This window comes from Ferrovibrio sp., from assembly GCF_041906005.1.
Lineage (GTDB): Bacteria > Pseudomonadota > Alphaproteobacteria > Ferrovibrionales > Ferrovibrionaceae > Ferrovibrio.
In genome coordinates, this window is record NZ_JAYRJY010000001.1 from 717,429 (window position 1) to 732,066 (window position 14,638).

General features: G+C 65.1%; 16 protein-coding genes. 6 read left to right on the forward strand and 10 right to left on the reverse strand.

Annotation, left to right across the window (positions count from 1 at the left end; genetic code table 11):
- Positions 1–77 precede the first annotated feature (77 nt).
- Complete coding sequence (gene ggt / locus ACE3OO_RS03515) at positions 78–1,682, forward strand: gamma-glutamyltransferase (RefSeq protein WP_374299768.1); 1,605 nt, start codon at positions 78–80, stop codon at positions 1,680–1,682.
- A 137-nt stretch (positions 1,683–1,819) separates the two neighbouring features.
- Here ggt and ACE3OO_RS03520 read toward each other — a convergent pair whose 3' ends face one another.
- Positions 1,820–2,350 carry a carboxymuconolactone decarboxylase family protein gene (locus ACE3OO_RS03520; RefSeq protein ID WP_374299769.1) on the reverse strand — a complete coding sequence of 177 codons (531 nt, stop codon included), beginning with the start codon at positions 2,348–2,350 and terminating at the stop codon, positions 1,820–1,822.
- Positions 2,351–2,434: 84 nt separating this feature from the next.
- Here ACE3OO_RS03520 and ACE3OO_RS03525 point away from each other — a divergent pair, with 84 nt between their 5' ends.
- Positions 2,435–2,758, forward strand: coding sequence for a winged helix-turn-helix transcriptional regulator (locus ACE3OO_RS03525; protein WP_374299771.1), 324 nt, complete (start codon positions 2,435–2,437; stop codon positions 2,756–2,758).
- Here ACE3OO_RS03525 and ACE3OO_RS03530 read toward each other — a convergent pair.
- A complete protein-coding gene (locus ACE3OO_RS03530; RefSeq protein ID WP_374299773.1) occupies positions 2,755–3,738 on the reverse strand; it encodes a YeiH family protein in 984 nt (327 codons plus the stop codon). The genes ACE3OO_RS03525 and ACE3OO_RS03530 overlap by 4 nt on opposite strands.
- Before the next feature lie 16 nt (positions 3,739–3,754).
- Positions 3,755–4,300 (reverse strand): hypothetical protein, encoded by a 546-nt coding sequence (locus ACE3OO_RS03535; protein WP_374299775.1) that lies wholly within the window; start codon positions 4,298–4,300, stop codon positions 3,755–3,757.
- A 205-nt stretch (positions 4,301–4,505) separates the two neighbouring features.
- Here ACE3OO_RS03535 and ispH point away from each other — a divergent pair, with 205 nt between their 5' ends.
- From ispH to rnhA, 3 genes are read left to right on the forward strand one after another with little or no spacing between them, the layout of a single operon-like run.
- A complete protein-coding gene (gene ispH / locus ACE3OO_RS03540) occupies positions 4,506–5,468 on the forward strand; it encodes a 4-hydroxy-3-methylbut-2-enyl diphosphate reductase (protein ID WP_374299777.1) in 963 nt (320 codons plus the stop codon).
- 9 nt (positions 5,469–5,477) lie between these two features.
- Positions 5,478–6,467, forward strand: a complete 990-nt coding sequence (locus ACE3OO_RS03545) for a homoserine kinase (RefSeq protein ID WP_374299779.1) — start codon at positions 5,478–5,480, stop codon at positions 6,465–6,467.
- Positions 6,451–6,930 carry a ribonuclease HI gene (rnhA, locus tag ACE3OO_RS03550; RefSeq protein ID WP_374299781.1) on the forward strand — a complete coding sequence of 160 codons (480 nt, stop codon included), beginning with the start codon at positions 6,451–6,453 and terminating at the stop codon, positions 6,928–6,930. Before ACE3OO_RS03545 ends, rnhA begins: the two co-directional genes overlap by 17 nt.
- A gap of 48 nt (positions 6,931–6,978) precedes the next feature.
- On the opposite strand, the gene ACE3OO_RS03555 is transcribed toward rnhA, so the two are convergent.
- Complete coding sequence (locus ACE3OO_RS03555) at positions 6,979–7,461, reverse strand: peroxiredoxin (protein WP_374299783.1); 483 nt, start codon at positions 7,459–7,461, stop codon at positions 6,979–6,981.
- Positions 7,462–7,614: 153 nt separating this feature from the next.
- Positions 7,615–8,412, reverse strand: coding sequence for a protein-disulfide reductase DsbD domain-containing protein (locus ACE3OO_RS03560; RefSeq protein ID WP_374299785.1), 798 nt, complete (start codon positions 8,410–8,412; stop codon positions 7,615–7,617).
- Between the two features lie 107 nt (positions 8,413–8,519).
- Here ACE3OO_RS03560 and ACE3OO_RS03565 point away from each other — a divergent pair, with 107 nt between their 5' ends.
- Entirely contained in the window at positions 8,520–9,104 is a 585-nt protein-coding gene (locus ACE3OO_RS03565; RefSeq protein WP_374299787.1) for a YqgE/AlgH family protein, read from the forward strand.
- 9 nt (positions 9,105–9,113) lie between these two features.
- Here ACE3OO_RS03565 and ACE3OO_RS03570 read toward each other — a convergent pair whose 3' ends face one another.
- The 5 genes from ACE3OO_RS03570 to ACE3OO_RS03590 are packed head-to-tail and all read right to left on the reverse strand — an operon-like array spanning position 9,114 to position 14,638.
- Positions 9,114–9,692, reverse strand: coding sequence for a GNAT family N-acetyltransferase (locus tag ACE3OO_RS03570; RefSeq protein WP_374299789.1), 579 nt, complete (start codon positions 9,690–9,692; stop codon positions 9,114–9,116).
- Between the two features lie 26 nt (positions 9,693–9,718).
- Positions 9,719–10,981: a M16 family metallopeptidase gene (locus ACE3OO_RS03575; protein ID WP_374299791.1), complete on the reverse strand. Its 1,263-nt coding sequence runs from the start codon at positions 10,979–10,981 to the stop codon at positions 9,719–9,721.
- Positions 10,978–12,390 (reverse strand): threonine synthase, encoded by a 1,413-nt coding sequence (gene thrC / locus ACE3OO_RS03580; RefSeq protein ID WP_374299793.1) that lies wholly within the window; start codon positions 12,388–12,390, stop codon positions 10,978–10,980. The genes ACE3OO_RS03575 and thrC overlap by 4 nt, the downstream gene beginning before the upstream one ends.
- Before the next feature lie 7 nt (positions 12,391–12,397).
- Entirely contained in the window at positions 12,398–13,888 is a 1,491-nt protein-coding gene (locus ACE3OO_RS03585) for a carboxypeptidase M32 (protein WP_374299794.1), read from the reverse strand.
- Positions 13,889–13,891: 3 nt separating this feature from the next.
- A complete protein-coding gene (locus ACE3OO_RS03590) occupies positions 13,892–14,638 on the reverse strand; it encodes an SURF1 family protein (RefSeq protein WP_374299796.1) in 747 nt (248 codons plus the stop codon).

The following is a 14,638-nucleotide window of genomic DNA, read 5'->3' on the forward strand; positions in this document are numbered from 1 at the left end:
CTGTCCGCAAACTCTGTCGCATGCGGATGGCTCTGGTGTAGGCTTTCCGAAGCCCAACAGAGTCCAGGAAAATCCCAATGCGTGATCTGCAATTGCCCGGCCGCTCGGTGGTCATGGGCCGCAACGGCGCCGCTGCCACGTCTCATGCGCTCGCAACGCAGGCCGCCATCGAGATTCTGCGACGCGGTGGTAACGCGACCGATGCGGCGATCGCCGCCTGCGCCGTGCAATGCGTGGTCGAACCTGGTTCGACCGGCATCGGCGGCGACAATTTCGTGCTCTATGCGCCGGCCGGCACCGACCTGCGCGCCGGCGGCAAGGTCTATGGCCTGAACGGTTCGGGCCGCGCACCCAAGGGCCTGAGCGCGGATTACCTGCTGAAGCAGGGGATCAGGGAAATCGGCCTGACCTCCGTGCATGCGGTCACCATCCCCGGTGCCATCGACGCCTGGAGCAAACTGAATGCGCGTTTCGGCAGCATGCCGCTGGCCGAATTGCTGCAGCCCGCCATCCGCCATGCCGAAGACGGTTTCCCCATCACCGAACGCGTCGCCACCGACTGGGGCCGCAACGAGACCAAGCTGAAAGCCGACGCCAACACGGCGCGCATGTGGCTGAAGGACGGCCGCGCGCCGCGGGCCGGTGAGGTTTTCCGCCAGCCCGAGCATGCGAAGGTGTTCCGCGAAGTGGCGGCAAAGGGTCGCGACGGCTTCTATACCGGCTGGGTCGCCGAGGACATGGTGGAATACCTGCGCAGCCTGGGCGGCACCCATGCGCTGGAGGATTTCGCCACCCAGGAGGCATTCTGGGTCGAGCCGATCAGCACCAGCTATCGCGGCATTGAGCTGCTTGAGATTCCGCCCAATGGCGTGGGCATCACCACCCTGCTGATGCTCAATATCCTGAGCGGCTTCGACTTGAGCAAATACGATCCGGTCGGTATCGAACGTTTCCATATCGAGGCGGAAGCCACGCGGCTCGCTTTCCAGATGCGCGATACCTACGTGGCTGATCCCGCCTTTGCCGAGGTGCCGGTCGAGAAGATTCTGTCCGCGGGCTTCGCCGACGAATTGCGCAGCCGCATCGACCTGAAGAAAGCCATGCCGGTACTCAGCCCGGCCGGCGGCACCACCTATCGCGACACCGTCTATATCAGCGTGGTGGACGACAAGGGCAATGCCTGCTCCTTCATCAACTCACTGTTCTGGCCCTACGGCACCGGCCTGAGCAGCCCCAGAACCGGCGTCCTGCTGCAGAATCGCGGATCCGGTTTCCGTGTCGATCCGGCGCATCCCAATTGCGTCGCGCCGCATAAACGTCCGCTGCATACCATCATCCCGGCGATGGCGATGAAGGATGGCAAGCCCTGGCTGTGTTTCGGCGTGATGGGCGGTGGCTTCCAGCCAGTCGGCCAGTCGCATGTGCTGACCAACATCCTGGATTTCGGCATGAATGTTCAGGAAGCCATCGACTGCGCGCGCGGCTTCTTCCAGATGGGCCGTTTCGAGGCCGAACGCGGCATCCGCGAGGATGTGCTGAACGGCCTCGCCGCGCTGGGGCACGAGATCAAGATGGCCGAGATGCCCCATGGCGGCGGCCAGGCCATCATGATCGATCGCGCCAATGGCGTGTTGCAGGCCGGTTCGGATCCGCGCAAGGACGGCTGCGCGCTCGCCTATTGAGAACTGGCTTACTGCCCCCACTCAAGACCGTCACCTCGGGCGAACCTTGGGGTGAGGCCGGGGTCCCATTTTGCCGACACGGAATGGCATCCCGGCTCGCGCGCCGTTAACGACGGCGTTTGACCGGGATGACGGAGTTACCCCCTCGGCGGAAAGCCCGGCGCCCCCGGCTCCCGCTCAACGCCGGTTGCGTTCACCATGAACGAGACCATGTGGTAAAAGCCGACCAGCGAGATGATCTCCACCATCTGCGCGGCATCGAAGCAGGCGCTGGCCTCGGCCCACAAGGCATCGTCGATGCCGGCGCCGTGCACCAGCGCCCCCACCAGCCGGATCAATATGGCCTCGTCGCCCTGCCAGTCACTGGCCTGGCCGTGCACCGTGGCGGCAATTTCGGCCGGCGTGAAGCCGGCCTTGGCCGCGAAGAAGGCGACATGCACGCCCCATTCGTATTCGGCCCTCAGCAGGGCGGTGGTGCGCAGGATCACCACTTCACGCTGCCGCAGGGTGATCGACCCCTTGTCGAGCAGCCCGCCCTCCTTCCAGCGCGTCAGGACGCGCGGGTTATGGGCCACCGTGCGGAACAGCGCGATGTCGGCCGGCATCTGCGCCAGGGCGGCGGCGGCTTCGGCGGAATGGGGCGGAGCCAGGGGGCTGAGGCGAGGCATGGCGGCGGGCCTTTCTTTGTGCTATGAATTCCGTAGCACAATACCGCTACGAAATCCGTAGCGCAAGCCCCGTGTGAGGTCCGCATGCCTGTTTCGCCCCGTCGCTCCGTCCGCGGTTCCGCCACCGGCCGGCCGATCATGGCCGTGCTGGACCTGCTGGGCCGGCGCTGGAGCCTGCGTGTGCTGTGGGAATTGCGGGATGGTCCCCTGACCTTCCGTGCGTTGCAGGCCGCCTGCGACGACATCTCGCCCAGCGTGCTGCAGCAGCGGCTGAAGGATCTGCGGCAGGGCGCACTGGTGGATCATGACGGCGAAGGGTATGCCCTGACCGCTTCGGCGCGGGCACTCATGCCGACCCTGCTGGCACTGAACGACTGGGCAGAGGATTGGGCTGAAACCCGAGCCTAGAAAAAGATCAGCAATCCCAGGAGCACGAAGCCGAGCAGGATGACGGTTTCGGCCAGGATCAGGACCAGCGGCTTCCAGCCGAGGGCGAAGAGTTCGGCGAACGACGTCTTCACGCCCAGCGCCGAGATCGCCACCAGCAGGCACCAGCGCGATATCTCCGAAACGCCGTTCACCACGATCGCCGGCAGGGTCACGACGCTGCCCAGCACAACCAGTGCCACGAACCCGATCAGGAAATGCGGCAGCAGCGGCTGCGTCTGTGTCGCCTGGCCATCGCCCGCGACGCGAAAGGCCCAGCCAACCATCACCACCACCGGCAACAGGCAGGCCACGCGCACCAGCTTGACGAAGGTCGCCACATCGCCGGCCTGCGGCGACACGGTCAGACCGGCGCCCAGCACCTGGGCCACATCGTGGATGGTGGCGCCGAACAGCACGCCGGCGGCGGTTTCATCCAGGCCCAGCGTTTTGGCCAGCAACGGATAGACGATCATCGCCAGTGTGGAAAGGGCGGTAACGCCGATCACGGTGAGCAGGGTCAGGCGTTCGGATTGCGGCGACCGCGGCAGCGCCGCCGAGATCGCCATCGCAGCCGAAGCACCGCAGATGCCCACCGCGCCGCCCGACAGCACGCCCTCTGCCGCAGACCGCCCCGCCAGCCGCGCCAGCAGCAGGCCGCTGCACAACGCCACCGCCACGCCGCACACGGCCAGCAGCACCGGCACCAGCCCGAGATCGGCGATGCGGTCGAAGGTGATGCGGATGCCCAGCAAAGCCACGCCGATGCGCAGGACGCTGCGTGCGGCCAGGTCGATGCCGGGGCGTACCCGGGCATCGGCGCTGAGGAAATTGAAGGCCATGCCCAGCAGCAGGGCAAGCAGGAAGGGCGGGCCGCCGTAATGATCGGCGATGAACCCGACAGCCAGCGCGACGGTGACGGCCACCGTCAGGCCGGGCAAGGGGCGGCGCAACTGTTCCATGATCGGGAAACGCCGGTCAGAAGCCGCGCTGCTGGCGGTTTTTCTCCAACTGGTCGCGTGGCATTTCCAGGCCGATCAGGATTTCGAAATCGCTGGTGCGGCGGCCGGTCAGCGGTACGCGCTGTTCCAGTTCCTCGATCACCACGACACGGCGACGACCTTCGCGGAAGGGCACGCGGGCGACAAAGCGCTCGCGCGAGAGCACATTCTGCTGCTTGTCGACGATGGCGATGAAATAAGGCACCTGCGCCTCGGCAACCGTCGCGGCCGGGCCGCGCGTGGCGGCCACCTGCAGCGTGAAGGTCACGACCACCACGCTCTGTTTGTCTTCGTATTTGCACTCGCCGTTATAATCGAGCAACTCAGTCTCGAAGGTCACGTCGGTCAGATCGCGGCCGGGACCATCGCGGAACTGGGTGGACTTCTGCGCATCCCCCAGGATACCGACCCGCGGACAGGGCGGCAGATTCGGCCGCTTGGAACTGCAGCCTGCCAGCAATCCCGCCGTGATCAGCAGGGCCAGAACGGAGAACGTGGTCAGGCGGGAAAAACGCAGGGTCATGTGCGGCACTCACCGGTCGGGATGTGCGCTTGGGGCATGCCGCCGGCCATGGCAGCCTTTCCTTCGCGCGACGAGTGTACTAGCTTGCCCGGCAGTTTCAGGGCCCCCTCTGTATAGAAGAGGGCACCGCCCCAGACAAGCGACTGGCCCACGCAACCGGGCCGCAACCCGTTGATCTGCAAAGGCTGATTTAGGCCCGTTCGTCATGATCCCCGCTGACCGCCCCCCGATCACCCTCGTCCTGGCCGCCCCGCGCGGTTTCTGCGCCGGCGTGGATCGGGCCATCCAGATCGTGGAACGGGCGCTGGAGCGTTTCGGCGCGCCGGTCTATGTGCGCCACGAGATCGTGCATAACCGCTTCGTGGTCGACAGCCTGGCCGCCAAAGGCGCCGTCTTTGTCGACGAGCTGGACGAGGTGCCGCCGGGCGCGCATGTGGTCTTTTCGGCGCATGGCGTGCCGAAGTCGGTGCCGGCCGATGCCCAGGCCCGCGCCCTCTCCTATCTGGATGCCACCTGCCCGCTGGTCAGCAAGGTTCATCGCGAGGCCGAGCGCCATCACCGTGAAGGCCGCCGCATCGTGCTGATCGGCCATGCCGGCCATCCGGAAGTGATCGGCACCATGGGCCAGTTGCCGATGGGCGCCGTGTTGCTGATCGAAACCGTCGCCGATGTGGAACGGCTGGCCGTCACCCCCGGTGAACCGCTGGCCTATATCACCCAGACCACGTTGTCGGTGGATGACACGGCCGAGATCATCGCGGCTCTGCGCCGGCACTTCCCGCAGATCGAAGGGCCGAAAAAGGAAGATATCTGCTACGCCACCACCAATCGTCAGGCCGCGGTGAAGGCGATCGCCAGCGATTGCGACGCCGTGCTGGTGATCGGCGCGCCGAATTCCTCCAACTCGCTGCGCCTGGTGGAAGTGGCCAAACGCGCCGGCTGTCGCCAGGCATTGCTGGTCCAGCGCGCCGCCGATATCGACTGGGCCTTGCTGAACGGCATCCGCAGCGTGGGCATCACGGCTGGCGCCAGCGCGCCGGAAGTGCTGGTCGAGGAAGTGATCGAGGCCTTCCGCCGGCGCTTTGACGTGACCGTGCGCGAAATCGAGACCGCCACGGAATCCGTGCAGTTCAAGCTGCCCACCGCCCTCGAAACTCCCGCTGCCTGATCCCGCTCCATGGCTGTCTATACCGAAATCGACGACGACCAACTGGCCGCCCTGCTGGCCCGTTACGACCTCGGCACGGCCATCTCCTGCAAGGGGATCGCCGAAGGCGTGGAGAATTCCAATTATCTGCTGGTCACCGAGAAAGATACCTACATCCTCACGCTCTACGAGCGCCGGGTGAAGCGCGACGACCTGCCCTATTTCCTCGACCTGATGAACCATCTGGCGGCCAAGGGACTGGCCTGCCCGACCGCGATCCATGACCGCGAAGGCAACACGCTGAACGAGGTGGCCGGCCGTCCCTGCGCCATCATCAGCTTTCTTAAAGGCGTCTGGCCGCGCAAGCCGAATGCCAGGCATTGCCAGGAACTGGGCATGGCCACGGCAAAGCTGCACCTGGCCGGGCGCGACTTTCCGATGCAGCGCGTCAACGCGTTGAGCGTGGATGGCTGGGCCAAGCTGGTGGCCGATTGCCAGCCCAATGCCGACAGCGTGCGGCCGGGGCTGGCCCAGGAAATCCTGCGCGAATTCGATGGGCTGAAGGCCGGCTGGCCCGATGCACCGGGCCGCGCCGGCGACCGCCCCCTGCCCCACGGCGTGATCCATGCCGATCTGTTCCCCGACAATGTCTTTTTCCTGGGCGAGCAGTTCAGCGGCTTCATCGACTTCTACTTTGCCTGTAACGACTATTTCGCCTACGACCTGGCGATCTGCCTGAATGCCTGGTGCTTTGAGGCCGATGGCGCCTTCAACGTCACCAAGGCCAGAGCCTTGCTGAACGGCTATGAAAGCGTGCGCCCCCTGACCGATGGCGAGGTGCACAGCCTGCCCCTGTTTGCCCGCGGCGCGGCGCTGCGCTTCCTGCTGACGCGTTTATATGACTGGCTCAATCAGGTGCCCGGCGCGCTGGTCAAGCCGAAAGACCCGCTGGAATACTGGCAGAAGCTGAAATTCCATCGTCAGGTTCTGGGCGCCTCGGCCTATGGCATCGAGCGCTGAGATCATGGCCGAAGACAATGTCGAAATCTTCACCGACGGCGCCTGCCTGGGGAATCCCGGCCCTGGCGGCTGGGCCGCCCTGCTGCGTTTCAACGGCACCGAGAAGGAACTGAGCGGCGCCGAACCGGCCACCACCAACAACCGCATGGAAATGATGGCGGCGATCATGGGACTGGAGGCACTGAAGCGCCCCTGCCATGTCGCGGTTTATGCCGACAGCCGTTATGTGATCGACGGCGTCACCAAATGGCTGCGCAGCTGGAAGGCGCGTGGCTGGAAAACCGCCGATCGCAAGCCGGTGAAGAATGTCGACCTGTGGCAGCGGCTGGAAACCGCCATGGCGCCGCATCAGGTGGACTGGCACTGGGTACGCGGCCATGACGGCCATGTCGAGAATGAACGTGTCGATGTGCTGGCGCGTTCTGCCGCCACCGAAATTGCCGGCAGCATAACCGGCAAATAAAAAGCCGGCCCGCGCAGGGGCCGGCTTTTTTAGCTGAGACTCCCGACGTCAGATCTGGCCGAGCAGCGTGTTGGCATCCGACACCTCGAAGGCGCCGGGCTTTTCCAGGTTGAGCTGCTTCACCACACCATCGTCGACCAGCATCGAATAGCGCTGCGACCGCACGCCAAGGCCGCGGGCCGAAAGATCGAATTCCATGCCGATGGCCTTGGTCAACTCGCCCGAGCCATCGGCCAGCATCACCACCTTGTCGCCGGCATTCTGGGCCTTGCCCCAGGCGCCCATGACGAAAGCGTCGTTGACCGACAGGCAGGCGATGGTTTCCACGCCCTTCTTCTTCAGGTCGTCGTATTTCTCGATGAAGCCCGGCAGATGCTTGGCCGAACAGGTCGGCGTGAAGGCACCCGGCAGGGCGAACAGCGCCACCTTCTTGCCCTTGAAGAATTCGCTCGCCTTGACGGCTTGCGGACCCTGATCGGACATCACATACAGCGTTGCTTCGGGAATGCGGTCGCCAACCTTGATGGTCATGGTTTCCTCGTTATCGTCTGTTGTTTAGGGGTCTGTCGTTGAGCGGAAGGTCCAACGCCGCGGAAACGGCCGGCCTAAAATGGTCCGGCGCGCGGCCGGAAACAAGCCCCATCCGGTGACAAGCCCATAACAATGCCGGCCATAACAATGGCATCAGGGTTTGAGCACCATCTCGGCCGCCAATGCCTGATCCACCAGGGTCAGCCGCAGCGGCTGGCTCACGCTTTCGGTCGGCGCTGCCGCCAGCCTGAATTTTGCCTCGCGGCGATCCGCACTGAACGATACCTCGGGGCGGCCAAACCAGTTCTCGGTTCCAGCCTCGACGAACAGGTCCGGATTATTGAATGGCGCGCCGCTCTGCAAGGTGACGACCAGGGCATCGGGCAGACGCTTGATCGCCATCAGCTGCAACCCGGCCGCCATGGCAGGTTGCGGCACCCGCGCCCGCCATCGGGCCAGCTGCGCCAGGTCGGCAGGCCCCGGCCGTGTTCCGGCCTGATGCTGCAGCCGATCGGTGCGCAGGATGCATATGTCCTTGCATACGCCGTATTCGAGAGTGAGATGCACGCTGACCGGCTGACCGGCTTCCATGGGTTTCAGACGGATCGGCAACACCACTTCATCGGTATAGCCATAAAGATCGGCCTGGCCGACGGCGATGCGCTGGGGCGCCGGCCAGGCGATATCCGCGCCGGCCAGATTCTGCGAACCGCTCCAGTCGAATTGAGCCGGCACGCCGCCCTCGCCGGGGGTCCGCCAGTAGAACTTCCAGCCTGGTGCCAGCCGCACCTGCAGACCGATCTCGTTTTCGCCGCCCGGGATAAGGGCGGCCCGCACCGCCGCGGGAGACAATTGCATGGCCTGGGCAAAGACCGCACTGCCCCAGGGAAGGCTCAGAACGGTAAGAAACAGGACGGCTGCAGCGAGTCGGCGGGGCAGGATTGCGATCATGCCCTGAATCTGAGGCCTGGCCTGCCAATTGCAAGGGGCTGGATCGACCCCATATATGGACAAGCGGAAAGACTGGGGTAACATTCCAGTGAAACCGGAGCAGGCGCATGACCATGAGCGAGAGCAGGGCGATATCCGGATACCTTGAGCGGCAGTTGCTGATCGCCATGCCCAGCATGGGGGATCCGCGTTTCTCCCGCACCGTGATCTACATGTGCTCGCATAACGCGGAAGGCGCCATGGGGCTGGTGATCAACAAGCCCTATCCCGGCCTGACCTTCCCCAACCTGCTCACTCAGCTCGGCATTGAATCGACCGCCGACAACGACATCATCGTGCGCCAGGGCGGGCCGGTGGAAACCGGACGCGGCTTCGTGTTGCATTCCACCGACTACATGCGCCAGGGCAGCGTGAAGATCGACGAGGATATCGGCATCGGACTGACCGCGACGCTGGATGTTCTGCGCGCCATCGCTGCCGGCACGGGGCCACAGCACAGCCTGTTCGCGCTTGGCTATGCCGGCTGGGGCGCGGGGCAGCTCGATACCGAAATCCACGACAACGCCTGGCTGGCCGCGCCAGCCGATTTCGATCTGATCTTCGATCCCGAACTCGACTCCCTGTGGGATCGCGCGGTGCGCAAGATCGGCATCGACGTGGCCAAACTGGCCAGCGTCTCGGGTCACGCCTGAAAAACCAGACTAGCCCCGGTCCGTCGCCAGACGCGCATAGAGCTGGTGATCGCGCCAGGCGCCGTCGATCTTGAGATATTCGCGCAACAACCCCTCGCTGCGGAAACCAGCCTTGCTCAACAATTGCCGGCTGGGCGCATTCTCGGGCAGGCAGGCCGCTTCCAGGCGATGCAATTTCAACGTGGCAAAGCAATGCTGCACCATGATGGTCAGGGCTTCGGTCATATAACCCTGGCCGGCATGCGGCTTGCCGATCCAATACCCCAGTTCCCCGCATTGCGAGGCACCGCGCCGGATATTCGACAAGGTGATGCCGCCCAACAGCATGTCGTTGCGCCGCAGATAGATGAAATAGGCTTCGCCATGTTCCTGCCGGCGCAGGCGTTCGAACCAGGCCAGCCTCCGGCGATAGCCGTCGCGGCTCAAGGAATCTTCCGCCCAGGTCGGCTCCCACGGCTGCAGATGGTCGCGGCTGACCGCGCGCAGCGTGGCCCAGGCTTCGTAATCGTTGATTTCGGGCGCCCGCAGATACAGCTTGTCGCCGTTGAGGACCGGGGTGGCCCCGGGAAGGAAGCGCCCGAACAGCATGCCGCCTTCCCTTCCCCCTTATCGCCTCAGCCGAACCGCGCGGCGAAGCGCTGGTAGGGTTCCAGTCGCTCGACCGGGCCCAGTGCCGCCACCGTGGGCGGCGCCGTGCGCATCACACGTTCGGCCACCTTGCGCACAGCAGCCCCATCGACGCGGTCGACGGCGGCCAGAACCTCGTCGATATCGAGCGGCCGGCCGAACAGCAGCATCTGGCGACCCAGTTGCTCGATGCGTGCGCCCGAGCTTTCCAGCGACATCACAAGGCCCACTTTCAGCTGCGCGCGGGCGCGCTGCAATTCGGCATCGTCGACCCGGCCGCACAGCTTGCCCAGTTCATCGGCCAGCACCGGTGTCAGGTCGGCCAGCTTCTCGGCACCCGTGCCGGCATAGATGGTGAGCAGTCCGCCATCGCGATAGGAACTCGGATAGGCATAAACCGAATAGGCCAGACCGCGCTTCTCGCGTACTTCCTGGAACAGCCGCGACGACATGCCACCGCCCAGCACGGTGGCATAGACCTGCATGGCGTAATAATCGGGATCGTCGAAGGCCAGGCCCGGCAGCGCGATGGCCACATGGGCCTGCTCCAGATCCCGTACCGCCCGCTTCTCTCCGCCGCCGCCGTAACGCGCATCCTGCTGCTTCGCCCGGGGCGTCTGGCGCAGGCGGGCAAACAGCCGCTCGGCTTCGGCCACCAGCATGTCATGCTCGACCGCGCCGGCCGCCACCAGCACCAGGCTGGGGCCATGGTAGAAACGGTCAAGGAAACCCTGCAGGTCGCCGCGCTGCATGGCCGAAACGCGTTCCACCGTGCCGAGGATCGAACGGCCCAGCGGCTGCCCCGGAAAGGCGGTTTCCTGAAGATGATCGAAGATGATGTCGTCGGGCGTATCTTCCGACTGGCCGATTTCCTGGATGATGACTTCGCGTTCGCGTTCCAGTTCCTCGGCATCGAAGACGGAATGCTGCAGGATGTCGGCCAGGATATCGAGCGCCAGGCGGGTATCGCCGGCCATCACGCGGGCGTAATAGGCGGTCTGTTCGCGCGAGGTGAAGGCATTCAGGTGGCCGCCGACCGCCTCGATCTCCTCGGCGATGGCCAGCGCCGTGCGGCGCTCGGTGCCCTTGAAGGCCATGTGTTCAAGCATATGCGCGACGCCGTTGATCTCGGGCGTCTCGTCACGGGCGCCGGCATCGACCCAGATACCGACCGACACGGTCTTGACCTGCGGCATGGCCTCGGAGACCACCCGCATGCCGTTGGATAGCGTGCTGATGCGTACAGTCATGCCTTCACTCTACGGCTTTCGATGAAGGCGCGCACCCCTGCCACGTCGTTGGGCAGCACGGTCTGCCGCTCCGGCCGCTCGAACAGGTCGGCCATGCGCGGCGGCAGGGCCGGATGCTGGCCGGTGGCTTCCTCGACGGCGGCCGGGAATTTGGCCGCATCGGCAGTGGCGAGCGTCACCAGCGGGGTATCCGGCGGCAAACCGGCCTTGGTGCGCTGCTCGGCCGCCACCGCCAGGCCCACGGCGGTATGCGGATCGACCAGCTGGCCGTTGCTGGCGGCAAAGGCCGTTTTCAGCATCGCCTTGGTGGTTTTTTCGTCAGCCCGGCCGGCGGCGAACAGCCGCTTGGTCTCGGCCAGCGCATTGGCCGAAACGGTAAAGCCGCCAGCGCTGTCGAGTTCGCCCATCAACTTGCGCACCTGGGCTGCGTCGCGGCCATGCATGTCGAACAGCAGGCGCTCGAAGTTGCTCGCCACCTGGATGTCCATGCTGGGGCTGATGGTGGGATTCACACCATCCTTGCGATATTCGCCAGTCTCGAAGAAACGCGCCAGGATGTCGTTGCGGTTGGTGGCGACGATCAGCTTGGCGATGGGCAGCCCCATCCTCGCCGCGCAGTAGCCGGCGAAGATGTCACCGAAATTGCCGCTCGGCACGCAGAAGGCCGGCGCGCGCTCCGGCCCGCCCAGGCTCAGGGATGCCGTCACGTAATAAACGATCTGGGCCATCACCCGGGCCCAGTTGATCGAGTTCACCGCCGTGAGGCCCGCCGCATTGCGGAAGCCGGCGTCGTTGAACAATGCCTTCACCATCGCCTGGGCATCGTCGAAGGTGCCCTCCAGCGCGATGGCATGCACGTTGGCATCGGGCACCGTCGTCATCTGCCGGCGCTGCACGTCCGAGACACGGCCATGCGGAAACAGGATGAAGATATCCAGATTGGCGCGGCCACGGCAGCCCTCGATGGCGGCCGAACCGGTATCGCCCGAGGTGGCGCCCACGATGGTCGCACGCCTGCCCGAACGCGCCAGCGCCCAGTCGAACAGCCGGCCGAGCAATTGCAGGGCCACGTCCTTGAAAGCCAGCGTCGGGCCATGGAACAGTTCCAGCAGCCAGTCATTGGCATCGATCTGCCGCAGCGGCACCACGGCCTTGTGGCCGAAGGTGGCATAAGCCTCATCGATCATGCGCCTGAGGTCGGCATCGGGGATGCAGCCGCCGACGAAAGGCTTGATCACCCGGAAGGCGATTTCGGCATAAGGCAGGCCGCGCATGGCACGCCAGTCGGCGGCCGAAAACTGCGGCCATTGCGCCGGCACATAAAGGCCGCCGTCGGTTGCCAGCCCGGCCAGCAGCACACCTTCGAAATCGAGTTCCGGCGCCTGGCCGCGGGTGGAGATGTAACGCATGGTTGGCTCAGTTCAGATAACGGGCTTTGAGATGCGCCTTGAAGGCGGCGGTGCTTAAGGGCTTGCCCGTCGCCTCGCGCAGCACTTCGTCGGTGGTGAGCAGCGATCCCTTGCCATGCACGTTGACGCGCAGCCAGCGCAGCAGCGGCTTGAAATCGCCCTTGGCGATGCCCGGCAGGATGTCGCCATCCTGCTCCTTGGCGGCAGCGAAAAGCTGCGCCGCCGAGAGCGCGCCGAGCGTATAGGTCGGGAAATAGCCGATGGAGCCGACCGCCCAGTGGATGTCCTGCATGCAGCCCTGGGCATAATCGGGCACATCGACGCCCAGCAGGGTCTGCATGCCGTCGTTCCAGGCATCGGGCAGATCGTCGATCGGCAGGTGGTCGTGCAGCAGGGCCTGTTCCAGGCGGTAGCGCAGGATCACATGGGCCGGATAGGTCACCTCGTCGGCATCGACGCGGATCAGATCGGGCTTCACCCGCGCATAGATGCCCAGCAGGTTTTCATCCGACCAAGCCGGGCCGCTGCCATTGAAGGCCTTGCGCAGGATCGGCGCGGCATAGCGCAGGAATTCGGCGCCGCGGCAGACCTGCATCTCGACCAGCAGGCTCTGGCTTTCATGCAGCACCATGCCGCGCGCCTCGCCCACCGGCTGGTCGCGCCACGCCTTGGGCAGGCCGAGTTCATACAGCGCATGGCCGGTCTCGTGCAGCACGCCCATCAGCGCCTTGGTGAAATCGTCTTCCGAATAGCGCGTGGTGATGCGCACGTCGTCGGGCACGCCGCCGGTGAAAGGGTGCAGGCTGACATCCAGCCGCCCGTGATTGAAATCGAAACCCAGCGCCTTCATGAAGCGCAGGCCGACCTGGCGCTGCGCCTCGGTCGAAAATGGCCCCGGCAGTGGCAACGGCGCGGGCCGCTTGGCCTGTTTGCTCAGGGCCTTGTCGATGAAGCCGGGCAGGAAGCCGCCCAGATCGGCAAACAGCTTGTCGATTCTGGCCGACCGGCCGCCGGGCTCATACTCATCCAGCAGCGCGTCATAGGCATCCAGGCCAAAGGCCGCCGATTTGGCGGCGGCCACTTCGCGGGTGAGTTCCAGCACCGGCTTGAATGCCTTGGCGAAGGATTTGAAATCATCATCCCGGCGGGCTTTGCGCCAGACCATCTCGCAGGCCATGCTGGCCTTCGAGCGCGCCTCCACCAGGTCGGACGTCAGCGCCGTGGCATGGCGCCATTGCCGGTGCATCTCGCGCAGATTGGCGCGCTGCCAGTCGCTCAGGCTTTTCTGTTGCGCCTCGGCCTCGCCCAGCAGGTCGGCTAGTCGCGGATCGGTCAGCCATTCATGGCGCACCACGCTCAAGACCGCCATCTGCTCGGCGCGGGCCTTGCTGCCGCCTTCGGGCATCATGGTGGACTGGTCCCAGCCCAGCATGGCCAAGGCCCCGTTCACCGCGCCGATGCGGCGGAATCGTGTTTCGAGAGCCTTGTAGCTTTTCATGTCTCAGGCCTTTGGCTGGCCGGATTTCGCTGCCGCTTCGCGGTCCCGGCGCCGATGCCATAGCACATAAATCACCGCCAGGACTATGACACCGCTATACCAGGTGACCGCATAGGCCAGGTGATTGTTGGTGAAATTCAGCCTGGTATGGCCGCTGCGCGGCCAGCCGCCCGGCACCTTCACCGAGGCATCGGCATCGACGAAGAGTTCCGGCGCGTCGGTGATGCCGGCGGCCTTCAGCATCCCGGCGGCGTCGCCGTAATACCACAGGTTACGCTGCAGGTCGTTGTCGGGCGTGAACCAGCCCTTGCCCCAGGGCAGATGGGTGATGCCCGAAATCGTCACTTCGCCAGTCACCTGCCCCTCTGCGCGGCGGGCGGGGTCCTTGTCCTCGGCCGGCACCCAGCCACGGCTGACCAGCACCCAGCCGGGCGCGTCGCTGCGCTTGAGCGGCGTGATGATGTGATACCCGAAATTGCCGCGTTCGGAATGGGCCAGCAGATGGAACTCGTGGCTGTGGTCAAAGCTGCCGCGCACCGTGACCGGGCGATAGCTCCACTGCTCCGGATCGAGCGGCCCTGCGGGCAGCGGCACGGGCGGTGCCTTCAGCCCGGTTTCGACGCTTTCGATCAGCTCGAGCTTCCAAAACAGCCGCTGCACCTGCCAGGTGCCCAGGACGAGCAGCAGGATAAGGGCGGGAATGGTGAACAGGGTCGGCCAGAGGGCCGGCCGAAAACCTAGAATTTTCAA